The organism is Streptomyces sp. NPDC053426, from assembly GCF_055585405.1.
In genome coordinates, this window is record NZ_JBVJKE010000017.1 from 85,070 (window position 1) to 108,277 (window position 23,208).

At 70.9% G+C, this 23,208-nt stretch carries 20 protein-coding genes and 1 pseudogene; 12 read left to right on the plus strand and 9 right to left on the minus strand.

The window, feature by feature from the left end; genetic code table 11:
* Positions 1-16: 16 nt before the first annotated feature.
* Positions 17-1,072 (minus strand): RNA polymerase sigma factor SigJ, encoded by a 1,056-nt coding sequence (sigJ, locus tag ACZ62B_RS30080; protein WP_344561385.1) that lies wholly within the window; start codon positions 1,070-1,072, stop codon positions 17-19.
* Between the two features lie 258 nt (positions 1,073-1,330).
* Complete coding sequence (locus ACZ62B_RS30085) at positions 1,331-2,029, minus strand: NAD(P)-dependent oxidoreductase (protein WP_468724141.1); 699 nt, start codon at positions 2,027-2,029, stop codon at positions 1,331-1,333.
* Positions 2,030-2,292: 263 nt separating this feature from the next.
* Between ACZ62B_RS30085 and ACZ62B_RS30090 the strand changes: the two genes are divergently transcribed.
* A complete protein-coding gene (locus ACZ62B_RS30090; RefSeq protein ID WP_469692796.1) occupies positions 2,293-3,783 on the plus strand; it encodes an FG-GAP repeat protein in 1,491 nt (496 codons plus the stop codon).
* Between the two features lie 192 nt (positions 3,784-3,975).
* Here the strand turns inward: ACZ62B_RS30090 and ACZ62B_RS30095 are convergent, their stop codons facing one another.
* Positions 3,976-4,107, minus strand: a complete 132-nt coding sequence (locus tag ACZ62B_RS30095; RefSeq protein ID WP_469692797.1) for a hypothetical protein — start codon at positions 4,105-4,107, stop codon at positions 3,976-3,978.
* A gap of 113 nt (positions 4,108-4,220) precedes the next feature.
* Between ACZ62B_RS30095 and ACZ62B_RS30100 the strand changes: the two are divergent.
* The 3 genes and pseudogenes from ACZ62B_RS30100 to ACZ62B_RS30110 all read left to right on the plus strand — a co-directional run bounded on the left by ACZ62B_RS30100 (position 4,221) and on the right by ACZ62B_RS30110 (position 6,490).
* Positions 4,221-4,710, plus strand: a pseudogene (locus tag ACZ62B_RS30100) (SDR family oxidoreductase).
* 305 nt (positions 4,711-5,015) lie between these two features.
* Positions 5,016-5,360 (plus strand): hypothetical protein, encoded by a 345-nt coding sequence (locus ACZ62B_RS30105; RefSeq protein WP_468884055.1) that lies wholly within the window; start codon positions 5,016-5,018, stop codon positions 5,358-5,360.
* 95 nt (positions 5,361-5,455) lie between these two features.
* Positions 5,456-6,490 (plus strand): hypothetical protein, encoded by a 1,035-nt coding sequence (locus ACZ62B_RS30110; RefSeq protein ID WP_382051872.1) that lies wholly within the window; start codon positions 5,456-5,458, stop codon positions 6,488-6,490.
* Positions 6,491-6,694: 204 nt separating this feature from the next.
* On the opposite strand, the gene ACZ62B_RS30115 is transcribed toward ACZ62B_RS30110, so the two are convergent.
* The 4 genes from ACZ62B_RS30115 to ACZ62B_RS30130 all read right to left on the minus strand — a co-directional run bounded on the left by ACZ62B_RS30115 (position 6,695) and on the right by ACZ62B_RS30130 (position 10,403).
* Positions 6,695-6,952 carry a cyclic nucleotide-binding domain-containing protein gene (locus ACZ62B_RS30115; RefSeq protein WP_344561482.1) on the minus strand — a complete coding sequence of 86 codons (258 nt, stop codon included), beginning with the start codon at positions 6,950-6,952 and terminating at the stop codon, positions 6,695-6,697.
* A gap of 53 nt (positions 6,953-7,005) precedes the next feature.
* Positions 7,006-7,458 carry a MarR family transcriptional regulator gene (locus ACZ62B_RS30120; protein WP_073937971.1) on the minus strand — a complete coding sequence of 151 codons (453 nt, stop codon included), beginning with the start codon at positions 7,456-7,458 and terminating at the stop codon, positions 7,006-7,008.
* Positions 7,459-8,384: 926 nt separating this feature from the next.
* Positions 8,385-8,786, minus strand: a complete 402-nt coding sequence (locus ACZ62B_RS30125; RefSeq protein WP_344561375.1) for a DUF6336 family protein — start codon at positions 8,784-8,786, stop codon at positions 8,385-8,387.
* 444 nt (positions 8,787-9,230) lie between these two features.
* A complete protein-coding gene (locus ACZ62B_RS30130; RefSeq protein ID WP_344561373.1) occupies positions 9,231-10,403 on the minus strand; it encodes a helix-turn-helix domain-containing protein in 1,173 nt (390 codons plus the stop codon).
* A 626-nt stretch (positions 10,404-11,029) separates the two neighbouring features.
* Here ACZ62B_RS30130 and fxlM point away from each other — a divergent pair.
* The 5 genes from fxlM to ACZ62B_RS30155 all read left to right on the plus strand — a co-directional run bounded on the left by fxlM (position 11,030) and on the right by ACZ62B_RS30155 (position 17,864).
* Positions 11,030-12,265, plus strand: a complete 1,236-nt coding sequence (fxlM, locus tag ACZ62B_RS30135) for a methyltransferase, FxLD system (protein WP_344561371.1) — start codon at positions 11,030-11,032, stop codon at positions 12,263-12,265.
* Between the two features lie 52 nt (positions 12,266-12,317).
* On the plus strand, positions 12,318-12,509 hold the full coding sequence (locus tag ACZ62B_RS30140) for an FxLD family lanthipeptide (RefSeq protein WP_344561369.1): 192 nt from the start codon (positions 12,318-12,320) through the stop codon (positions 12,507-12,509).
* A gap of 95 nt (positions 12,510-12,604) precedes the next feature.
* Positions 12,605-15,670: a lantibiotic dehydratase gene (locus tag ACZ62B_RS30145; protein WP_469692802.1), complete on the plus strand. Its 3,066-nt coding sequence runs from the start codon at positions 12,605-12,607 to the stop codon at positions 15,668-15,670.
* A complete protein-coding gene (locus ACZ62B_RS30150) occupies positions 15,667-16,902 on the plus strand; it encodes a lanthionine synthetase C family protein (RefSeq protein WP_344561365.1) in 1,236 nt (411 codons plus the stop codon). Before ACZ62B_RS30145 ends, ACZ62B_RS30150 begins: the two co-directional genes overlap by 4 nt.
* On the plus strand, positions 16,884-17,864 hold the full coding sequence (locus ACZ62B_RS30155; RefSeq protein ID WP_469692804.1) for a thiopeptide-type bacteriocin biosynthesis protein: 981 nt from the start codon (positions 16,884-16,886) through the stop codon (positions 17,862-17,864). The genes ACZ62B_RS30150 and ACZ62B_RS30155 overlap by 19 nt, the downstream gene beginning before the upstream one ends.
* A 150-nt stretch (positions 17,865-18,014) precedes the next feature.
* Here the strand turns inward: ACZ62B_RS30155 and ACZ62B_RS30160 are convergent, their stop codons facing one another.
* Together ACZ62B_RS30160 and ACZ62B_RS30165 are read right to left on the minus strand one after the other, a co-directional pair.
* Positions 18,015-19,493, minus strand: a complete 1,479-nt coding sequence (locus tag ACZ62B_RS30160) for a hypothetical protein (RefSeq protein ID WP_469692806.1) — start codon at positions 19,491-19,493, stop codon at positions 18,015-18,017.
* Between the two features lie 640 nt (positions 19,494-20,133).
* Complete coding sequence (locus ACZ62B_RS30165) at positions 20,134-20,622, minus strand: MarR family winged helix-turn-helix transcriptional regulator (protein ID WP_344561359.1); 489 nt, start codon at positions 20,620-20,622, stop codon at positions 20,134-20,136.
* Here ACZ62B_RS30165 and ACZ62B_RS30170 point away from each other — a divergent pair.
* From ACZ62B_RS30170 to ACZ62B_RS30180, 3 genes are all read left to right on the plus strand, one after another.
* Positions 20,615-21,067 (plus strand): tautomerase family protein, encoded by a 453-nt coding sequence (locus ACZ62B_RS30170; protein WP_344561357.1) that lies wholly within the window; start codon positions 20,615-20,617, stop codon positions 21,065-21,067. The two genes, ACZ62B_RS30165 and ACZ62B_RS30170, sit on opposite strands and share 8 nt — an antisense overlap.
* Before the next feature lie 262 nt (positions 21,068-21,329).
* Positions 21,330-22,163: an alpha/beta fold hydrolase gene (locus tag ACZ62B_RS30175; RefSeq protein WP_468884041.1), complete on the plus strand. Its 834-nt coding sequence runs from the start codon at positions 21,330-21,332 to the stop codon at positions 22,161-22,163.
* Positions 22,164-22,172: 9 nt separating this feature from the next.
* Positions 22,173-23,054, plus strand: a complete 882-nt coding sequence (locus tag ACZ62B_RS30180) for a helix-turn-helix domain-containing protein (protein WP_469692809.1) — start codon at positions 22,173-22,175, stop codon at positions 23,052-23,054.
* Positions 23,055-23,208 lie beyond the last annotated feature (154 nt).

Consider the following 23,208-nt stretch of genomic DNA (forward strand, 5'->3'; position numbering starts at 1 on the left):
CGGGCGGATCCGCGCGTCAGCGGGCGTCGGGGCGACCCGGGGCCGTGTCCCGGCCCGGCGGGTTCCGCCCGTCGTCCGGTCGCACGTGGGTGAGCTTGGCGGGGTTGGTGACGACGTAGACGCCGGAGACCCGGTCGCCGTCCGGGGTGAGGTCCATGACCATCACGGCGTACGGGGAGTCCCCCGTGAACAGCACGGCCGCGTCGTCGCCGTTGACGCGCCGGTAGCGGATGTCCGGATCCTCGATGCGCCGGGTGGCGTAGCCGGCCAGCATGCGGGCGGCCTTCTCCCGGCCGTGGACCGGGCGCAGCCCGGCCGCCTGCCGCGCGCCTCCGCCGTCGATCCAGACCGTCACGTCCGGGGCGAGGATCTCCATGAGCGCGTGGATGTCGCCGCCGAGGGCGGCCGCGACGAACCGCTCGGTCGCCTCCCGCCGGACGCGAGGGTGGGCGCGGTAGCGGGGGCGGCGGGCGTGGACGTGGGCGCGGGCCCGGTGGGCGAGCTGGCGTACGGAGGCGTGGCTGCGGTCGAGCATGCCGGCGATCTCGGTGTGGGGGTAGCCGAACACCTCGTGGAGGACGAACACCGCCCGTTCCAGCGGTGTGAGGGTCTCCAGTACCACCAGCATCGCCATGGAGAGCGAGTCCGTACGCACCGCGTGGTCCGCGGTGTCCGGGGCGAGGCCGGTGGCGGCATCGGCGACCAGGGGTTCGGGCAGCCAGGGACCGACGTACGTCTCACGGCGGGAGGCGATGGCGGTCCGCCGGGCGAGCGCGTGGTTCACGGCGATGCGTACGAGGTAGGCGCGCGGGTTGCCGATCTCCGCCGCCTGCGCCCGACGGTTCCTGCCGGACCAGGACAGCCAGGTCTCCTGGAGCACGTCCTCGGTGTCGGCGACGCTGCCGAGCATGTTGTAGACGACGGAGAACAGCAGTTCGCGGTGATCGACGAAGAGCCGCGTCGCGTCCTGCGCCGGGCCGTCCCGCCGGTTTCCCGTGCCCGGCCCGCGCGGCGCGTCCCGCACCGGTCCTGTCCCGCCCGCTGCCGGGCCGTCGTCGGGTATGGCTGCCATGGGTCGTCCTCCTGTCCGGCACTCACTGACCAGAGGGAGGAGGCAGCCGGAGTGTGACATCCACCCGGTGAGCGTGACACGGGTCACCGGCCGGCTCCTCGGAGCCGTACTCGTCCGAGCCGGCCGTACCTTCGCCCCACGGCCGCCGAGGTCGTACCCGTGTGCCCCTCCGGTTCTCCGGCTCCGGTCCCTCCGGCCGGAGAACCGGAGGGGACGGGGCACCGTCACCTCCGGCGGGGAGAGGCTCCCCCTCGGTATTCACTTCCTGCCGCCGAACGCCTCCTTCCGGATGACGTCGAGGAAGCCCGGAACGCCTTCCGTGGTGCGGACGTCGACGAAGGCACCCACATGACGGTCGCCGACCGCCTCACGCAGCAGCGCGTTCCCCAGATCCGCGCGCGAGGTGAACCGGCCGGGCAGGCGCGAGGTGGCGACCCGGTAGTCGCTGACGGCGTCCGTGTCGAAGAGACCGGCGGGGCGGAGGACCGTCCACGCGCGGTCGCTGTCGCGCACGGTCTCCTCCATGCGGCGCATGTCGTCGTACACGGTGCGCCCGATGGTGCGCGCGATGAGGGGTTCGAGCACCTTCCGGAAGAAGAGGGTCTCGCCGGGTGCCGGCACGTCGAAGAGCACGGTCGAGGTCACGCAGACCAGGCGTCGGACGCCGTGCCTGGTCATGGCCCGTGTGATGTGGGTGATGCCCTCGGAGTACACCGTGACGGGGCTTCGGCTGTACGGCACCCCGAGCGTCGAGATCACCGCGTCCTGCCCGGCCACGGCGCGTTCGACCGCGCCGGGATCCAGCACGTCCGCACCGGCCACCCGCAGGCACGGGCCGCTCAGCGGGAACTCCGCGGGGCGGCGTGTGACGGCGGTGACCGTGTGCCCTTCGGCGATCGCCTGCTCCGTGACCTGTCGTCCGGTCGGCCCGTTGGCTCCGAACACGACGATTCTCATGTGTCTCCCCTCTCCTGCGGACGACTCCGGTGGGCGTCGGGAACGCACACGGTGTCGTCGTCCGGGCCGGTCCTGCCCTATGAGAGGAGCCCGACGGCGACGAGTGTGACACCCCGCCGGCCTTGTCCATGAGTCGCGGGTCCCGGCGCTGCTTCCCCCTCTGTCCTCTGTCACAGAAGACCGGCGGGCCGCAACCTTCCCTCCGCGCCGTGGATCCAACCTGTGACCGCGACCCACCGTCACCCCGCGCATGGGAGCAGATCTTGACCCACAGACGTTCCACGGCCGTCGCCGCCGCCTCGCTCCTGCTGCTGAGCGGTGTGGCCCTCACCGCAGCGCCCACGGCCTTCGCGGGCATGCCCGAAGGCACCTACGCCGACGACCGCGACAGCGACTTCGACGGCGACGGTTACGACGACGTCCTGACCGGTGCTCCGGGCGGCACCGACGGCGGCAGGAAGGGGGCGGGGTACGTCACCGTCCAGTACGGCGCCGCGAGCGGTATGGGGACCGCCACCAGCGTCCCCCGGGTCCGCACCGCCGTCTTCGGTCAGGCGTCCGCGGGGGTGCCGGGTTCCGCCGAGTCCGGTGACGGCTTCGGCACCGCCGTGGCCACGGGGGACCTCGACGCCGACGGCTACGACGACGCGGTCGTCGCCGCGCCGGGTGAGGACGAGGGTTCCGTGAGCGACGCGGGCCGGGTGACGGTCCTCTACGGATCCCCGGCCGGGCTGACCTCCGCCCGCAGCGTCACCCTGAGGTCGGAGACACCCGCGGCGGACGCCCGGTTCGGCCTGGCCGTCGCCGCCGCCCGGCTCTCCGGAACCACACCGGGCGACGTCCTCGCCGTGGCCGACCGCGGGGGCGCCTCCCTGTTCGCCCACGGCGCCGGCTCCCTGGAAGGAACGGGCCGGCTCGACACCGCCGGTGTCCCCGGCCGCGACTCGATACAGCCCGTCTCCCTGACCACCGGGAACTACGACGGCGACGGATACGCGGACCTGCTCGTGTCCGGCAGCAGCCTGGAGGAGGACCCCAGGCCACGCTCCTCCCTGTACATGGGCGCCGCGGACGGGCCGGCCTACACCCGCGACCTCGCCGGCGGCTCCGCCACGGCCTCCGGCGACATCAACGACGACGGATACGACGACCTGGTCTACGGCAGGCCCGACAAGCCCGAGGACGAGCACGAACCCCTCACGGGCGGTACCGTCGGCGTCTACCTGGGCTCCGAGGACGGCATGGAGAACGTGGACGAACTCGGCACTCCCGCGCAGGTGTGGACCCAGTACACCGCCGGCGTGCCGGGCACCGCCGAACTGGGCGACGGCTTCGGCGCCGACGTCTCCCTCGCCGACATCGACGGTGACGGCCACGCCGACCTGGCCGTGGGCGTGCCCGGCGAGGACGTCGGCACCGTGGCGGACGCGGGCGGGGTGCGGATCCTGCGCGGTTCGGCCGCCGGGCTGACCGCGGTGGGCGCGAAGTCCTTCGACCAGAACTCGGCGGGCGTGCCCGGCACGGCGGAGAAGGGCGACCGCTGGGGCGGACAGGTCCGGCTCGCCGACACGGACGCCGACGGCCGCTGCGAGCTGCTGGCCGCGGCACCCGGCGAGAACACCGACGACGGGGTGGTCTGGTGGCTCGCCGCCTCCACCACCGGGACGGTGAGCACCGGATCGTGGTCGTACGGCGGAGGCTCACTCGGCGCTCCCGGAACCGACGCGCGCTTCGGTGCGTCGATCGACGAGTGAGCCGGCGCCCGTGCCGCTCCGCCGGTCCCGTGGCGGACGGGTCCCGTCACAGGGTCCGTCAGGGGTGCGGCCCCGAAGCCGCCGCCGTACGGCCGGCCCGGGCTTGACGAAGGACGCGGAGGCCCCCCGCCCGCCGAGGGGGCTTCCGACGGCCCCGCACGGCACGGCGCCGGCCGTGCCGTGCGGTCCCCGTCAGGGGATCCCGACGCCCGGGGCGCAGATGCCCGGGAACACCAGCCGCTTCACCTCGTCCCAGCGCTCGAGGATGTCCCGGCGCCCGTGCAGCGTGTCGGAGATGTGCTGGATCCCGAAGAACGCCGCCACGATGACGCGGGCGGCCGCCTGCGGCGAACAGTCGGGGCGCAGGCAGCCGTCCCTGCGACATCACCCGCACCGAGGACGTGGCCCGCGCCGTGGTGAGCTGCGCGGGGATCGCGGTGCCCGGCCGCACCCTGGGCAGGCGCGGCCCACTGCCGCTGGAGACCTTCGCGGAGGTGGTCCGGGTGAACCTCCTGGGCACCTTCGACGTGGTCCGCCAGGTGGCCCGGGTGATGGCGGACGGCGAGGCGGTGGACGGCGACCGCGGAGTGATGGTGCGCACCTCCTCGATCGCCGCGTACGAAGGTCAGGAGGGCCAGGTCGCCTGCACCGCCTCGAAGGCGGCGGTGGCCGGCATGACCCTGCCGTTGGCCCGGGACCTGGCCCGGCATCCGCGTGGTGACCGTGGCTCCTGGACTGTTCGACACGCCGATGGTCGCGGGGCTCGCCGACGAGGCCCGCGCCTCGCTCGCCGCGCAGACCCCGCTTCCCGTCCGGCTGGGCCGGTCCGAGGAGTTCGCCTCGCTGGTCGCGCACATCATCGACGACCCGATGCTCAACGGCGAGGTCATCCGGCTGGACGGGGCGGTGCGCCTTGGCCCGATCTGACGGCGCCCCGGCCCCCGGCGTCCGCGTCTGTTCGGCCCGCGCCGACCGCCCCGCGGCGCGGGAGGAGGCCCTGCTGGACCTGCTCACCCCCGCCGAGCGCGACCGGTACGCCGGGATGCCGCGCGAGGCGCGCTCCCCGTACGTCACCGCCCACGCCCTGCTGCGCCTCGGCGCCACCCCGCCGGGGCGAGCCCGCCTCCGACCCCACGTACGGCAGGCACGACGTCTTCCTCCGGCTCGCCCGCTGCATGGGACCCTCGCCCGCAAGAATCCGGCATTCCGACAAAGCCTCGAAAGGGCACGACATGAGCGCGGAACACCAGCGGATCAATCGGTTCGGGTTCGCGGAGTACCACGACATGGCCGGCATCGTCCGGGAGGTGGACCTGCCGGCCGTGGCGGAGACGCTCCGCCGGATCGTGGACCTGGTGCTCGTCGAGGACGAGTCCGGCGTCGTCGAGGCGATGTCGCCGGAGGCCCGAGCCGACTTCGCCGTGCCGCTCGGCATGGCCGCCGGGATGCTCGAGGACGGCGGGTACTCGGACGTGGAGCTGGTCTCGGCGGCCTGCACCGTGCGGTATTCCGCGGAGCGTCACACGAACGGATTCCCCGAGGAGTTGACCGCCCTTCTGCTGCGGCTCCCGCGCTGAGCCACGCGGGGGCGTGCGCGTCCCGGGTACCGCGCCCGGTGGCGCCGGTGCGGCTGCGGGAGCCTTTGTCAGAGGCAGTTGACAGGATCCTGGCCATGAATGTCGCTCCTGTCACTCCGCCACGGCCGCTCGATGTCGCCGCGGTTTTTCCTCAACTGGTCCCGCTGGCACGCACGGCGACCCGGTTGCACCCCCGGCCCGGGGCGCCGACGTGGTACGACAGCTCGATCGGCGGACCACTGCTGTGGCCCGCCGACGAGCCCTGGCCCCACTGCGAAGGCCCTCATGAGGTGGACGGAATGAACCCGGTCCTGTCCCCGGCGGACGTACGGCTGGAACGACGGATCCGTGCCGCCTCGCACGGCAGGGAGATGACCCCGCAGGAACAAAAGACCCTCGAGCGGATCCGGCCTCCTCGGAAGCTTCCGATGAGGCCGGCGGTCCAGCCGTACGACGGCTCCATGGCGATGCTGCCCGTGGCGCAACTGTACGCACGGGACGTGCCCGATCTGCGCGCGCCTAAGGGAACGGACCTGCTGCAGGTTCTGTGGTGCCCCTTCGACCATCCGATCATGCCCAGGACCGCGCTGTTCTGGCGGTCGGCGGCCACCGTCACCGACATCCTCGGCACACCCCCCGAACCACCCGCGATGCAGTTCGACGCCTACCTGCCCGAGCCGTGCCTGCTCCACCCGGAACAGATCACCGAGTATCCCGACCACCTGGAACTGAGTACGGAACTACAGGAGCAGCTCAGTCAGTGGAGTGTGCCCCAGGCGGACGAAGAGGACATGGACCCGCAGACGTACTACGACTGCGTGCTGTCCAACGCACCCGGCTGGAAGGTCGGCGGCTGGGCCGCCTGGGACTCCACCGACCCCTGCCCGCGGCCCTGCCCTGAATGCGGCACCGGGATGGAGGTCCTGCTGACCATCGCCACGTTCGAAGAAGGGGACGACGAGGGGCGCAGCTGGTCCCCGTACGAGAACCCCGCCGCCGAACCGTCCCCCGGCTCGGACCACTTCGACCCCGGGCGGCCCACCGCGGTCCAGATCGGCCGCGGCCACCGGCAGCACCTCTACATCTGCCCCGCGGCGCCCGAGCACCCCCACCTCGAGTTGATGACGTAGTCCGTCGCCGCCTTGCGAGTGTCGAGGGTGCCGGCAGCGACGGCGTCCCCCGGCTCTGCCCGTTCAAGAACCGGCACATCGGCTTCCCGGGCCGCTGCCTGTTCGACATCGAGGCCGGCTGCCGATGACCCGTGGGTGAATCGTCACGGTTCCTCGGACCGCACCTCATGTACGTCACGTCAATGAGGTGCGGTCGTCAGGACGTCACGTTGCGCGGCGAAGGGGAACGACGACGTTCTCGCCCATGCGCTTGGGATCCAGGCGGTAGTACTTGATGTGCCCGATCCGCTCCGTCTCCTCCAGCCAGCCGGCTTCGATGACCTGCTTGCGGGTGCGGGAGAAGACGGGAGGGGCCATGCCGACGAGCTTCGCCAAGGTGGCGGCCGTCTCGAGGATGGCGCCGGACCGGTCGGTCGGATGCAGGGCGTACAACATGACGACGAGACGCTGGTTGGCGGTCATGCCCGCGGTCTTCTCGAGCAGTTCGAGGTTCTTCTGTTTGTCGTCGTTGCCGTTCACTGGGCCTCCCACCGTGCAGGGGCGTTCTCGTTGAATCCGGGGATGTCCGGTGGGTTGCATGTCTTCACCGCTTCGCGCTGTTCCAGCCCTGTCCCGTGGAAGGCGATGTAAGGGCTGATCCGGTAGAAGTTGTAGTTGCCGATGCGTCCCCGGACGATCAGGATGCGGTGCTTGGCCAGCTTCCGGTTGATCTTCCCGACCGCATCCGTGGACATCCCCACTCGTTGGGCGATGTCCGCTCCAGTGGCTCTCAGTGGGTCCATACCCTCCGGCGAGACCCCGATCCACCACAGGACGAGGAACTTCTGGCTGGGCGTGAAGGCCTTCGATTCGGTGATCGCCTCGACGCGCGCCTTGTCGACCTGGGTGTGCCTGCCCGCGAAGGCGTACGGCGCATAAGGGACCGGCTCACCGGTGTCGGCGTCGACCAGTCTGCGTAATGCTCCCAACGGGCCCTCCGTAGGCGGGGAAATACTTGCTGGCTGGTTCGCGAGGGACGGCTGCTAGGCCGACCAGATGAACTTAACGTACATGAGCAGGAAGTCAATCAACCCCGCCTGCAGGCCGTGTCTCCTGTCCCCGTGCTCATGGCTCGAACCCCCGGGAAGACGGTCTCCAGGAACCGTCCTCATGTACGTCACGTCAATGTGCCGCTGCTACAGGATCGTGGTGCCCGGTTCCCAGGAACCGGGCACCCGGTCCACAGGATCGCCCTGTGCTGTCGCAGGAACTGCCTGGCAGTTCCTGCGATCGTGGTGGTTCGAGGTATCTGCGCAGGTCAGCGGCGTATCGGAAGGCGCGCTCTCTTACTTCAACAGGAAGCGCCGTCCTCACCCCGCACAAGCCTCCGAGGTGAGCCCTGTACGCTCCGCCGATCCGCCCTCACCTTGTTGCCACTTCACGACGACGGCCATGGGGCACCAGCGAACCTCAGCCCCATGGCGGAACCCCTTCACGACCTGCGGCCGACCTCGAAGCCGCGTGGGGCCGGGACTCCCCCGCCTCGCAGGACACCGCACCCCGTACCCGCCGTTTCCCGGCGCGCACGGTCCGCACCACGACGAAAGGGCTTCGCGCCGGGAAGCGGCGGGGCAGCGGGGTCCAGGGGCCGGCGAAGGCCCCTGGTACCACGCTGCTCAGCCATCAGGGGATCCATGGTCGGCCCCGCACTCCCGGGACGGACCGGAGCGAAACCGACCTGCGGCTCGGTGACCCGCACCCGTGCACCTGCCGGACCCCGCAGGAGACTTCTGGGCCGCAGCATCGAGCAGACGGACACTGTGCGGGTCACACCTGGAGTCACCCCGCAGCAAGGCTGAAGCCCCCAGACGCAGGCCCTCGCCGAGAGCGCCGGCCTAGTGGTCGAGGGCAGGTTCTAGCTGTACAACCAGCTGCCGTACGACGCAGCGTCCACGAGTTGGTACAGCCCGAGAGCGGCAGCTCCGAGGACAAGGAGAAACAGCCCGGAGCGCAGGAACACCGGACCCACGACGGTGACTGAGGCCGCCTGTCCCGTGAGGGTGCGCCAGTCCCGCACACGTCGGATGTCCCCCGCACTGGCCCACCAAAAACCGGCACCGATCACAAGGAAGATCGCACCGAAGAGGGCCAGAGCACTGACGACGGACAGAAAATCTCGTCGGTCGCTGTGGCCGCTGATGCTCAAAGCCGCCACCATGAGCGGCACCACGCCCAGCAGACCGAAGGTCACGCCTCGCCGTGCAACGTCGGCCGGCCGCAGCCGCGGCAACATCACGCCGTCTTGGTCCAATGCCATGGCGAGCACCCTAGCCCGCCCGGCCTGACCAGCCGCAACGTCCCCTGACCGCCAGCACGCCGACAGCCCGCCGGGCCCTACGAGTCCTGTAGCGACAGAGAAGATCCGGAGGCGGATGCGCTGCGCGGCACCGAACTTCTGCTTCTCCAGGGCCTCGGCGGCCCCGACCGACGCGGCCCGCCCCAGGTCTTCGTGACCTCCCCTGGTGTCGTCCATGGCCGTCAAGGCGTTCAGTTCTTCCGCCGCTGGACCGAGGACATCGTCGTCAGGTGCCCGCACATCGAGTACGGCTGCCGGCCGCGCCTGGGACTTCTACGAATTCTCGCTCGTGCCCCACTGCCAGGGGCTGCACGGTTCCACCGAACTCAGAGCACTCCGGAGTCTCGATCGAAGCCGGAACGGTTCACTCCGCCCTCGGCCAACGCCTCGGCGGTCGACCGTGCCCTACAGGGCGATCCCCGCCCGCTTCGCCAGCGCACTCACCTTCGGGTTGCTTCGCTTGTGCAGCGATACCAGCACCCGGCTCAGTTCCTGGAAGGTCGGGTGCACTTTCGCCATCTGAGGCGTCGCCTTCCACGCGTCGGCGAGAGAGTCCACTGCCCCGTCGCGGTCCCCGAGCGCCAGCTTCGACCGGGCCACGTTCATGTGCAGCGGTCCGATACGCGTCGCGGGCAGCGTGGGGCCCTCTCGTAGGTACCTCTCCCCGGCCTCCAGAGCGTCCGCGTGCCTGTTCAGGTCCGCGTTGGTCGCCACCACATGCGTCGCGGTGTTCTCCGGCCCGAAGTGCATGCCGTTGACGTTCACATCGGTGTCGACGACTTCGGCCGCCTTCAGCGCCGCCACGATGTGCCGCTGCGCGGTCTTCCTGTCCGCCAGCCGGCCGGCGAGTGTCATCCCCCGCAGATGCAGCAGCCCGAGCCCGAGGCTGCGGGCCCGGCCCGACAGCGTCGACTCGACCTCCACCACCGCATGGTCGACCACGGCAAGACCGCCCGCGAAGTCTCCTCCGTTGAGGAACGTACCGGCCTCGTCCCGGGCCGCGACGGCGCGAGTCAACGCGTCCGCCCGCTCCGCCGCCTGCCGCTGCTTGACCACCGCCAGTTCCGCCAGCGTCATCCAGCGGTGCCGCGCGGCAAGCCAGTAGACCGCGCTGTAGACGTCGGCCACCCGCGCCCAGTGCTCCGGCAGACCCGTCGCATGTGCGTGGTCCTGCACCCGACGCAGCAGACCGGGCAACCGCTGCGTCACCCCGGCCAGATCGGCGTCACCGCGGAGTCGGAAGAGTTCCGTCAGGCCCTGCTCCAGGAGTTCGGCGCGCACCGGTTCGTCCGTGGGCAGATCGAAGCGCCGCATGACGCTCCGCAGCTCCTTCAGTCGGTCCTCCTCACCAGGGGCAACCGGGCTCTGGCCGAGTAGTTCGTCGAGCGTGATCCCGAAAGCGTTCGACAACGCCGCGCCCATGCCCTGCGTCAGCGGGCGCTCACCCCGCTCGATCTTGCCGAGCATGGACTTCGACATGCCTGACCTGGCGGCCAGATGGTCTTGCAGCCAGCCGCGCTGTACGCGCAGGACCTTGACGTTGGCGCCCGGCCCAGGCGTGGTGCTCTCCGCGCTCATACGTGATGTCTTCCCAGTCGGATGCTCCGCTCCTCATGTTCTCAGCCACGAGTACCCACGCGACGCTCTTGTGTACTTCCTGTGCACCTTCACTCACTCAGTGTGTCGTTGACTGGTTACAGACAGCGAACAACGGAACGTCCGCGAGCTGAGGACTGACATGATGACCATGGCGGTGTACCGGGTGACTCCGGACGGCAAGAGGATCGTGATCCGCGAGGAGCACGAAGTGACGCCGATCAAGACGATCCCGCTCACCGACAACTGGCCGCCCTGCAGATGTCCTCTGCACCGTCTCCCCGGTCTTGCCGCCGCACCCCGATGAGCGCTCCCGGACTCATCGCATGCGACGGCCCGGCCCTTGAGGGCCGCCGACGGGAGGTCAGCCCTTGGAGCACCGGCACGTGCTGGCTGTACTGCCGGCGCTCGAACGTCACCGTGGCCTGGATCGGTCCCGTCGTCTCCTCCGGGTTACAGGCTCCTCTCCACGGCTGCGCAACCTGCGTTGCCGAGCTGGATCACATGGTGTGGCAGTACTGCGCTGCGAGGGACCGTGCTTGAACGCCAAGCTCCCACCTCCCTGCACAACCGATCCGATGGCTCCCCAACGAAAGACAAGGAAGTTCATGACCCATACGACCGTCGAGCCCGACGAGGCGATCCGTCTTCGGAACAAGGTGGTGGACGAACTCTGTGCGGACGGCACACTCTCCTCCCCGGAGATCGAAGCGGCGATGCGCAAGGTCCCCCGCCATGAGTTCACCCCCGACACGCCGCTGGACAAGGCGTACGACACCTACACCGCTGTGATCACCAAGACGGACGAGCACGGCGTGCAGCTCAGCTCCGTCTCCGCCCCGCAGATCCAGGCCATGATGCTGGAGCAGGCCCGGGTGCGGCCCGGGATGCGGGTGCTGGAGATCGGCTCGGGCGGGCTGAACGCGGCTTACCTCGCCGAACTCGTCGGTGAGGACGGTGAAGTCGTCACGGTGGACATCGACCCCGGTGTCACCGAGCGCGCTCGGCGGCTCCTGGACGAGCACGGCTACGCCAGGGTTCGCGTCGTCACCGCGGACGCGGCCGAACCGATCCCGGACCTCGGTGAGGTCGATGTCGTCATGGTGACCGCCGGAGCCTGGGACATCTCCCCGGCCTGGACCGCGCAGCTCAAGGACGGCGGCCGGCTCGTGGTGCCGCTGAGGATGCGGGGTCTGACCCGCTCGGTCGCCTTCGTACAGGTCGCGGGCGAGCACGGCGCCTACCTGGAGAGTGAGTCGGCGCGGATCTGCGGCTTCGTCCCGATGCAGGGCTCGACCGCCCACCGGGAAGAACTTCTGCTGGTCAACGGCACCCCGGAGATCGGCCTGCGGTTCGATGACGGCCTGCCGGCCGATCCGCACCGGCTGGACAACGCCGTCACGACATCGCGCCACGAGCTGTGGACCGGCGTCACCATCGGTCTTCAGGAGCTCCTCGACACCCTCCAGATGACGATGGCGATCAGCCTGCCGGGCTTCTGCACGATGGCCGTCGATGACGACCTGGACACCGGCTTGGTCGCCCCCTCGAACAAGCGGTTCGCTCTCGCTGCCGTCGAGAACGACACCTTCGCCTACCTCGTCACCCGCCGCACCGAGGACAACAAGCACGTCGAGTACGGCGTGCACGCCCTCGGCCCGAGCGCGGAGCAGCTCGCCGACAAGGTCGCCGACGTGCTCCGTGATTGGCAGACCAACCGCCGCGGCGGCCCCGGCCCGGTCATCCGGGTCCATCCGGCCGGCACCCCCGACGACCGGATCCGCGCCGCCCGGGTCATCGACAAGGTGCACAGCCGGATCTCGCTCTCCTGGCCCTCGGCGTAACGCCGGGAGTCAGGCCGTCCCGCACCACCCGAAGAAGAGGAAGGACACCATCATGACGAGCGCCACTCTGACCCCGCCCGCCGCGCCGGCGGATGTGGACGACGACTTCGCGCCCCTGGACGTGAGGGTCGTCGTCGCGGAGTACCCACACGGCAAGCTCATGTGCACCACCGGCGACGGCTGCGGCACCACCTGCGCGACCGGCTCCTCCGCCTGCAACTCCTTCGTGGAGGACCCGGCCTGATCCAGGCCCCCTGGCTGGTGGGCCGGACGTAGCGCTGCGTTCGGCCCACCAGCCGCCTCCCTCCCCTCCCGCGCGCCGCCTGAAGGAAGGGCCTCATGGCTTCCCGAGCAGTCGCCGACTACCAGTGGCAGGGCGCCGCGATGCTGCGCGCCACCACCAGCCCCGGACCGGCAGACGTACCCCGCACGCTCAATCTGGACGACGTGGCCGTCACCCGCGGATGGCTGAACCGCGTCTGGCAGCGCGAAGACTTCCGCCACGCGCTGCAATTGGCCACCCCCGTCCTCTCCGACGCCATCGAGGCCGTCCTCCGGGGCCGGCAGACCGAGCCTCGTCAGGTTCGCCGCACCGCGCTGTCGGTGGTCTCCTACCTTCTGCGGTGGCAGCACCGCCCGACCCCGCTCGGTCTGTTCGCCGGCACCGCCCCCGTGTCCGTCGGGCCGCGGGCGAACGTGCGATGGCGCGACAAGCACCGCGCGACGATCCGGCCGGATGCCGAATGGGTCACCGACATGGTCCTGCGGCTCCAGCGCAGTCCCGCGTTACTGAGGCGGTTGCCGCTCGTCGCCAACAACGCCGCGCGCGTCCGCGGTGACCGGCTCGTGGCACCGGGCCCACCCTCCGACGGTCACGCCCACCTCCTGGCCCCGGTCGAGGTGTCCGTCCGCAACACCCGGCCGGTGGCCGCCACGATGCACGCAGCCGACACACCCATCACCTACGGTGACCTCCACGCACACCTGCGCGACAACTTCCCGCAGGCCACCGCGGAGAAGATCGACACTCTCCTCACGGGCCTGGTCGAGCAGCAGTTCCTCATCAGCAGCCTGTGGGCGTCCGCGACCACCGTGGACTCCTTCCAGCACCTGTGCGACGAACTGGACCGGCACCAGGCGGACAGCGTCCCGGAGGTGCGGGACCTGGTCCACGCGCTGTACGCGGTGCGCGAGGACATGTCCGCACATCAGCCGGCGCTCTCCGACACCAGCGTGAGCGCGGTCGCCGCGCGGATGCGCGACCTCACGCCCGTCACCCCCACACCACTGCTCGTCGACACCGTCCTCGACTGTGACGTGCAGCTCCCGCAGTCCGTGATCGCGGAAGTTCAAGCAGCCGTGTCGGCCCTGTACCGGACCACCCCGCAGCCCTACGGCTACCGGCATTGGCGGGACTACCACCACCGGTTCCGGGCCCGGTACGGCGTCGGCGCCCTGGTGCCGGTGAGGGATCTGGTCTCCGACAGCGGCCTGGGCCTGCCCGCCGGCTACCTCGGCTCGGAGCGCGGCGCCGCTCCGAAGCCGCTCACCGACCGCGACGAACTCCTGCTCGCCCTGGTGCAGGAAGTTCTCGTGGACGGCCGCGACGAACTCCGGCTGACGGACGCAATGGTCGATGCCCTGAAGAGGGCCGCGGGAAGTGACGAGCGGCTGTTCGTACCCCGGGTGGAGGTCGCCTTCGAAGTCCACTCCCCCAGCACCACGGATCTGGCGCGCGGCGCCTTCGACGTGCTGCTGACCGCGGTGCCGCGGCCCGGGAGCAGCATGGCCGGCCGGTTCGCCCATGTCCTGCCGCCCGAACAACAGGATGCTCTCGCCGCCGCGTACCTCGGAGCTCCGGACGCACTCCTCACGCAGCTCGTGTTCCCGCCGCGCCGCCGCCGCAGCGAGAACGTCACCCGTACCCGGCGGTTGCTGCCGAACGTCATCGAGCTGTCCGGCCACCGGGAGGCGGAAGAGGCGGTGATCCCGCTCGCCGACATCGCCGTCACCGCGGACGCCCGCAGCTTCCACCTGGTGCGGTTCTCCACCGGCCGACGCATCGACGTACGGGTCCTGCACGCCCTGGAAGGCGGGACCCAGACCCCGCCGCTGGCCCGCTTCCTCGCCGAGGTGGCCCACGCGCGGTACGCCGCCTACAAGCCGTTCGACTTCGGTGCCGGGTCCCGGCTGCCGTTCCTGCCGCGGGTGCGCTACCGCCGCACCATCCTCACTCATGCCCGGTGGCTGCTGATGGCCGACGAGCTGCCCGGCCGCAAAGCCCCGATGGAACAGTGGGAGCACTCCTTCGACGCCTGGCGGAACCGGCTGCGGGTCCCGATGCAGGTCGCCATGATCGAGTACGACCAGCGCCTTCCCCTCGACCTGTCCCACCCGGTCCACCGCCGGGTGCTGCGCGCGCACCTCGACAACACCCGGCGCCTGGAGCTGCGAGAGGTCCCGGAAGGCGACGCCCACGGCTGGATCGGGCGCGCGCACGAGATCTGGCTCGCCCTCGGCCGGTCCCGGCCCGAGACCGTCGACATGCCCCGGCCGCGCGCCGTACCCCCGGCCCCTACCGGGCGGCATCTTCCCGGCGCCGACGACATTCTCCACGCACAGCTCCACGCCCACCCGCGCCGCTACGACGAGATCCTGAGCCGGCACCTGCCCCGCCTGCTGGCCGCTTTCGGCGAGACCCCGCCGACCTGGTGGTTCATCCGACACCGGGAGATGGCCCGCCCGGACGCCGACCAGCATCTCGATGTCACCCTGCACCTACCTCCGGGCACGTACGGCATCGGGGCGGAGCACGCCCGTGCCTGGGCGGACAGCCTCCACGGACTCGGCCTGGCGTCCGGTCTGCTCCTGGCTCCCCACCAGCCGCAGACCGGACGCTTCGGCCACGGAGCGGCCATGGCCGCCGCGTACCGGGTGTTCGCTGCGGACTCCGCCGCCGCGCTCGCGCAGATCCAGCTCACCGAGCGCACCGACGCCTTCGCCCCGCAGGCCCTCGCCGCAGCCGGCGCTTTGCACCTCGTCACCCACCTCGCCGCGAGCGTCACCGATGCCGAGGAGTGGTTGGTGCGCAACCTTCCCCGAGGCAAGGGCCGGCTGGACCGGGTACTGCGCAACCAAGTGCTCGAGCTCGCCGCCCCCGGCGGTGTATCTGCTCTCACGCCCCTTCCAGGCGGTTCCCAGGTCGCTGATGCGTGGCAGGCCCGCACCTCGGCCCTGAGCACCTACCGGAACACCCTGGCCGGGGAGCGCGACCCGCTCGCCGTCGCCCGGACTCTGCTGCACCAACATCACGTCCGGACACTGGGCGTGAGCCCGAGCGCCGAGGTGACCACGTTGCGGCTCGTACGGACCGTGGCCCTCCAGCACCGGATGGCAAACCGATGACCGCGCCGGCCGCCACCGCCGCCGCAGCGATCCTGAAGCAGTACATCGCCCAGTTGGCGGAACCCGCTCCTCCACCCCCGGACGAGCCCTGGGCGGTGCAGTCCCTCGCCGACGGCACTGCCGGGATCAGCCTGCTGCACGTCGAGATGGCCAGCCGCTACGGCGGCTCCTGGCTGCCCGCCCACCGGTGGATCACCGCCGCGGCAGCCGGACACATCAGCGCGGCCGACACCACCGGGCTGTTCCTCGGTGCCCCGGCCGTCGGCTTCCTCCTCACCACCGTCCCGCCGCCCCACCAACACCTTTACGAGCCGGCGCAGAAGACTCTCCACCGGCACATCACCGACCTCGCCCACCGCCGTGTGGACGCCGCGCTCACTCGCATCCGCAAGCGCGACCTCCCCACGTTCGCCGAGTACGACCTGTTCTACGGTCTCACCGGCATCGGGGCCTACCTTCTGCGTACCGACCCCGAGGGGCTCGACCTGGAACGGGTCCTGCGGTACCTCGTCGCTCTGACCCGCCCGCTCGCGCCCGGTGGTCGCGGCCTGCCCGGCTGGTGGGTCCGTCACGACCCAGCCCGCGGCGAATCACCCCGCTTCCCCGGCGGACACGGCAACTTCGGTGCCGCGCACGGCATCACCGGCCCGCTCCTCCTCCTGGCCCAGGCCCTGCGCCGAGGCATCACCGTCAGCGGCCACGAAGACGCCATGTGGGCGATCTGTGCGCACCTCGAGGCATGGTGCCAGTACGGGCCCACCGGCCCCTGGTGGCCCGAGCACATCTCGCGCCGCGACCTCGACCGCGGGCGCCCTCACCACGACACCCCCACCCGGCCGAGCTGGTGTTACGGAACGACGGGCATCGCGCGGGCAGGGCAACTCGCCGGGCTCACCCTCCACTCCCCCGCCCTCCAGGAGTTCTACGAGGACGCCCTGTACCGGGCCCTGACCGACCCCGCACAGCTCGCCCACATCACCGACACCGGCCTGTGCCACGGCTGGGCGGGCGTCTACCAGACGGCCGTCCGCGCTGCCGCCGATGCCCTCGACCCTCGCCTTCAGGCCCTTCCGGATCGACTCGGCGGCATCCTCGCCGCGCAGGCCCGGCCCGGCAGCCTTCCGGTGGCCGGGCTGATCAACGGTGACGCCGGCACTGCGCTCGCTCTCACCACGTACGCCTCTCAGCAGGCCCCGACCACCGGATGGGACGCATGTCTCTTGATCAACTGATCCAGGCGAAGCCGAGCCCGGTCCAGCGCGCGGTGTCCGCCGTCCTCACCGGCCTGCCGGTTGCCGATGTCGCCGGCCCGTACCGGATCGACCTCGCGGTCCTGTCCGAGGCTGTGGCGGTCTACGACCAGGCCGGCCGGGAGGCCCTCGCTCGTCAGGCCGCCACCGCCGACTGGTGGCAGGTATATCTCCACTTCACGGACTGGGCGAACGCAGACACCACCTTCACCACACACGTGCTGCCCGTACTCCGGGATGCGGAGGCCACCGGCACGATCGAGGGCTGGTGGTACACCAGGAAGCATCCCTGCTGGCGCCTGCGCCTGCGCCCTGGTATCGGGGCCAAGCTGCCCATCGGTGACGGCTTCGACCGCCTCGTCGCCGAGCGGCACCTGCAAAGGTGGTGGCCGGGCATCTACGAGCCGGAAACCGCGGCTTTCGGGGGCGCGACCAGCATGAGGGCCGCGCACGCCCTGTTCATCGCCGACAGCCGCGAGGCGCAGCAGTTGCCGCACCGGAGCAACCTGGCGGTGGGCCCCCGGGAACTCTCCGTCCTCCTCTGCACGATCATGATGCGTGCCGCTGGACTGGAGTGGTACGAACAGGGGGACGTCTGGCACCGCGTCATCACGGACGAACACCGGTCAGCCCTCAGCGATGTCCCGGAGAACCGTCTGAAAGCCCTCGCCCAGGAAATCCTGCCCCTGCTCTGCGCCGACAGCGACGTCCTGCTACACCCCGGCGGTCGGCTTGAGCCCGTCACGGAGTGGGCCACCGCCTTCCGCACCACCGGTCAGGAACTCAGCAGTGCGGTCGAATCGGGGACGCTCGACCGCGGTTTACGGCAGGTACTCAGCTACCACGTGCTCTTCCACTGGAACCGACTCGGGCTGTCCATGCGGGGCCAGAGCACTCTGGCCTGGGCAGCCAGGGCAGCAGTCCTGCACAGAACACGCCGTTGACGTACCGGAAAACCATCCCCGCGGGTGCGGGGAGCAGTTGACCGGGTTGTGATGACAAAACGGTGCACGGGAGGAGGCAACGGTGAAAGGCCGAGCCGGGGCCTGAAAGAAAAGGTCTTCGGCCAACTGCTCGCAGTGCACACGTCGGTCTCACAGGCCCGCCAGGGTGAGGAGCCGTTGCATGTGTTCGGGCGGCAGGCCGGGGTTGCCGGCCGCGGCGGTCGCGACCCGTTCCGACGGGTCGGCCAGCAGTTGCGTCAGCTCGCGGACCGGAAGCCGGGGATGGGTCGCGATCGTGTGGCGCACGGTGGGGTCGGGGTCGGCGGCCAGGTGGCGGACGAGTTCCACCGGCAGATCGGGGTCGCGTGGGGCCAGCTGTCGCATCCTCGGGTCGGGGTCGGTGGCCAGGCGCCGGAGAACGTCCGTCGGGAGGGGGAGGTCGTCGGCCGGACGCCACCGGGTCTTCTTCGCCGGGCGGTAGGTGCGGTCGATGCGTTCGGCGGTGGCCGCGTCGATCCGGTCCCGGGCGCGCAGGGCCATGGTCGTACGGACGCCGCTGTCCTCGTCGTCGAGCAGCCGGGCCGCGACCGGCGCGGGGAGGTCGTCGGACCTCGCTGCCGAGGCGCGGAAGCAGGCGTAGGGCGAGTCCACGTACGGCAGGGGATCGGCGGTCACCCACGGCAGGCGCAGTGTCCGAAGCCGCAGACGCGCCATCTCGCTCATGATCTGGTGCTCGAGCACGTCGTCGTCCAGGTCGGCGTGCGGATCGGTGAGCCAGTCCCGCGGGGGCACGTCGGACAGGAGCCGTGCGTGGATCGTGGCGCGGGTCGGCTCAGGGGTGTCCTGGCGTGTGAAGACGCGGAGTCCGACCAGTGGGTTGAGATCTCCGGCGAGGACGTCGCGCAGCGGCGGTGGGAGATCGGGATGTCCGGCGAGTTCCTCCCGCACCTCAGGGACCGGGTCGTCGGCCAGTCGGCGGGCCGTGTCGGTGTCGAGGGCGCAGTGGCGCACCGCCCCGGCGCGCGTGACCGGGTCGGCCAGCAGTGCCGGGAGCAGGTCGGTGGGCGGGACGGGATGGGGACGTCCTGGGTAGTAGGTCGCGCAGGCTGCCGCGCGCACCGTGTCCTCGGGGTCCGTCAGCAGCAGCCGGCGTGTCGGTTCCGGGGCCCGCGTCCACCACTGGGCGAGCATCGCCCTGACCTTCGGCTCCGGGTCGGCCGCCAGCCGGGCGCGCAGATCCGCCGGCATGTGCTTGTTCCGCGCCAGGTACTCGCGCGTCGTCGGGTCGGCGTCGTCGAGCAGCCGCTCGAACAGCTCGCGCGGTCCGCCGCCGTCCGCGCCGACCACCACGGCCGCCCGTATCGCCGGATCCGGGTGCTCGGCGAGCGTCATCCGGAAGGCGTCCGGCAGGCTGCGGTTGAGCGCGAGCGAGTGTGTGAGCCAGTGCTCGTCCAGGGCGATGATCTCGGCGATCATGCCGTCGGTCAGATCCGGACGCCCGGCGACACCGCGATGGCTCTTGCGGTGGGCGAAGAGACGGCGGATGAACTCGGGCGGCAGCGCGGGGTTCTCCGCGAGTCCTTCCATCACCTTGTCGAGGTGGACCGGCGGCGGTGCGGCGTCCGACACGGCACATGTCCCTTCTGGTTCAGCGAGTCGGCCGCCGAGTCTCCCATGCATGGTGCCCGCCGTCCCCGGTGCGAGGGGCCGGGCGTCCGGCTGGGCCCGTACCGCTCCGGCTCCGCTCACCACCGCCGTACCACAGCGACCGGCGCGTGGGAGGCGGACTGCCGAGTCCGTGTCCGAGGACAGGCAGTACGGACCGCCGTGGACGATCTGCACGATGAAGTCCGGGCGGTGGCGGACGCTCGCGGGAGGACCCATGCCGTGCACATCCTGCGTCAGAGGGTTCCGGCACTCCCCCACGCCCAGGTCATCGAGTACGTGACCGCCCCGAAAGACGGGGATGTCGTTCCCGCACACCTCGTAGAGGTCTCCACCGCAGAGCTGGTGCCGCCTGTCGCTCCGGTTCTGTCGGTGCGAACCGTCCGCAGAGCCGGGCACCGCCCAGCACCCCGACCTTGGCGACGGCCTTTCAGTTCTGCCCGCGGGACGCGACACCGGCGAACCCGTTCCGCTTCGTCACCGGTCTTGGGGTAGCACAGATGTCCTGTGTCGACGAAGTCGGTCGTCCATCCCTGAGCCGACCCGCGTGGACTGGATCGGGTGGGACGCGGGGACTTGGTTCGCCGAGACAAATCTCGGCCCGCTAACGCAGCCGCGCGTTCCGGTGCTGGTCGCCCGCCTGCTCCAAGGCGGCCTCGTAGGCGTGCAGGGCGGCGATGACCGTGGCGCGTTCCGCAGGGGCGAGACCGCGCATGACGCCTTCCCAGGCAGAGGCGCTGCCAGAGAGCCATTCGCCGATCGGTGCGGCGTAGGCGGGGGCGATGGCGATGATGCGGCGGCGGCGGTCGGCGGGATCGGCGGTGCGCTGCAGGACGCCTGGCCGTGACAGCTCGCTGACCATGAGGCTGACGGTCGTCGGGGCCACCTCCAGCCGAGCGGCCAGTTCGTTGATGCTGGTGGGGCCGTCGTACTCCAGGTGGGCCAGCAGTGCGAGGTGTCGCGGTGCCAGGTCCAGACCCTGGAGCGCCGGAGGTATGGGCAGGCGCTTGGCGCGGCCCACGAGCCGTGGCATGAGCAACAGCAGGGTGCGGACGGCCTCATCGACGGCTGGACCGTCCGATTCCGTGGACATCAGCGACCTCTTCCAGATACCTTTAAAGACAAAGGCTTTGGATTCAAAGGGAACGAGGTTCACTATGCCTCATCTGACCGTCCACCTTCCAGAGAACAGGCTGACCGGGAACGAACCCCTGCTCGTCGCCGCACTGACCGACGCTGTCGTCGACGTCTACGGCGAGTGGGCCCGCGCTCTCGTAAGCGTCCGCCTGGCCGGAGTCCCCGCAGGCCGTTTCGCGCAGGGGGGCAAGGCCGTGGACACCACTGCCTCGGTGACCTTGGGCGTCCGCGCCGGCGTCTTCGACCGCCCCGACGCCGCCCAGATCACCGCGCGCCTCGGCACTGCGCTCACCGACGCGATCACGCGCGTGGTCGGTGATGACCTCCGCGCCGGCACCATGGTCGAACTCGTGGCGTCACCGCCAGAACGTACCTTCGTCGGCGGCGCCCTCACCGTGTGACTCCCCTCCGGGCCACCTCACGACCCGGCTGTACTCAAGCTCAGGAGCGGCAGTTGGGGTGGAACGGGCTCCACCGTGTTTCCGCGTCGGCTTCATGGGGCCGGCGCGGTGGATGATCGTGCAGGATCAGGGTCTCTTCCACGATCCCGAACAGCGCCGGCACGAGCAGAATCGTTGACATCCAGACGCGGGGCGCGCCCGCCGCGGGCCGTTGGCGACATTCGTACAAGACCGGTAGCCGCCGCCCCCGCACCATCGCCCTATGAACGACCACGACGCACAGCACGCGCAGCCGATGCATGTAAACCGCGACGGACCGCGGGACGCGCCGCCGCTGCTGCTCATTCACGGATCTGGGGCCTCGGGCGCCTCCTGGGGGCCGGTGGTCCCGGCCCTCGCCGCCCGTCGTCATGTCGTCCGGATAGACCTTCCGGGCTGCGGCCAGTCCCCGCCCGCCACGTCCTACGACGTTCCGGCGCAGGCGCGCCGCGTCGCGGCGCTGCTCGACGAACTCGGATTGCGCGCCGTCACCGTGGCAGGCCACTCCAGCGGCGGATACGTCGCCACCGCGCTCGCGGAGCAGCGCCCCGACCTGGTGGGTTCGCTGGCGATGATCAGCACCGGGCCGCGCCTCGACGCGCTGCTGCCGCAGCCGGCCATCCTGCGTGCCCTGCTGGCACCGCCCTTCGGGCCGCTGCTGTGGTGGCGGCGTTCGGACGCGATGATCCGCAAAGGCATCGGCGCCACGCTCGCCGGGCCTGCGACCATTCCGCCCGGCATGGTCGCCGACGCGCGGAGGACCACGTACCGCGCGTTCCGCGAGGCGCTGCGTGAGAACACCGCGTACCTCGCCGAACAGCCCGTGCCCGAGCGGCTCGCCGTCCTCGGGGTCCCGGTGCTCGTACTCTTCGGCGCCGCCGATCCGCGGTGGGATCCCACGTCGGCGGGTCAGTACGACGTCGTGCCGGGCGTGCGGGTCGAGATGCTGCCGGGCGTCGGGCACATGCCCACGCTGGAAGCGCCCGAGCAAGTGGGCCGGCTGCTGCTGGACTTCACGGCCCGCTGCGCCGGAACCTCGTCTGCAGACCCGGCCTAGAATGGTGGCGTGTCGTCACGGGGGGTGTTGTCCGCGTGGGCGGGCATCGACATCGCGGTACCGGTGGCTTCGGACCGGCTGCCGGGAATCAGCATGGCCGGATTTCGCCAGCGTGTCCCCGCGCCCGCCGGTATCGCGATGGTCGCGCATCCGTCCGTCACCTTGCTCATCGATCTGAGCGACGACGGCGGCCTGGTCTACGACACGCAGGGCCGGCACGGACACGGCAGTGTCGTGATCGGCCTGGCCCCCGGGGAGCTGCGGGCGTCCGGCCGGGTGGGCGAGTGCCTGCAGGTCCGGCTGCAACCGGGTGTGGCGGCCGCGGTGCTCGGCTCGTCGGCCGGGGTCAGCGGGAGTGTGGAATCCTTGGCGGACGTCTGGGGCCGCGACGCCGGGCTCATCGAGGAGCGGCTGCGTACAGCCGGGTCGTGGGACGAGCGGTTCGCGATGGCGGCGGACATCATCCGCCGACGGATCGGGGACGGCCCGCGGGTCGATCCGGAGATCGCCCACCTCTGGAGGCGGACGGTCGCCGGCGGTGGCCGGGTGCGTATCGACGGCCTGGCGGACGAGGTCGGCTGGAGCCGCAAGCGCCTGTGGGCGCGTTTCCGGGCGCAGCTCGGCGTCAGCCCCAAGCGGGCCGCCCAGTTGGTGCGGTTCGACCATGCGGCCCATCTCCTCGCGGCGGGTGTCCCTCCCGCCGGTGTCGCCGCCGAGAGCGGCTACGTCGACCAGTCCCATCTGCACCGCGACGTGAAGGCGTTCACGGGGCTCACGCCGACTGCTGTCGCCGTCGCGCCGTGGCTGGCGATCGACGACGTCGCGTGGCCGGACTTCTGGCGGGCGGGGAGGCCCGTGACAGGTGGCGTACGCGGTTCCGGCCAGCGCTGAACCGCCCAGTCGCGGTCCTCACTTTGCTCCCGCCCGACAGCTGTCCTTCGACATCCAACCCAGTCGCCCCAGGTCAGGACATCGCACCGGACCAACTTGGCTCTCAAAGGACACCCGTGCACGGGAAACGCTCTCGGACGCGGCCCCGCTCACC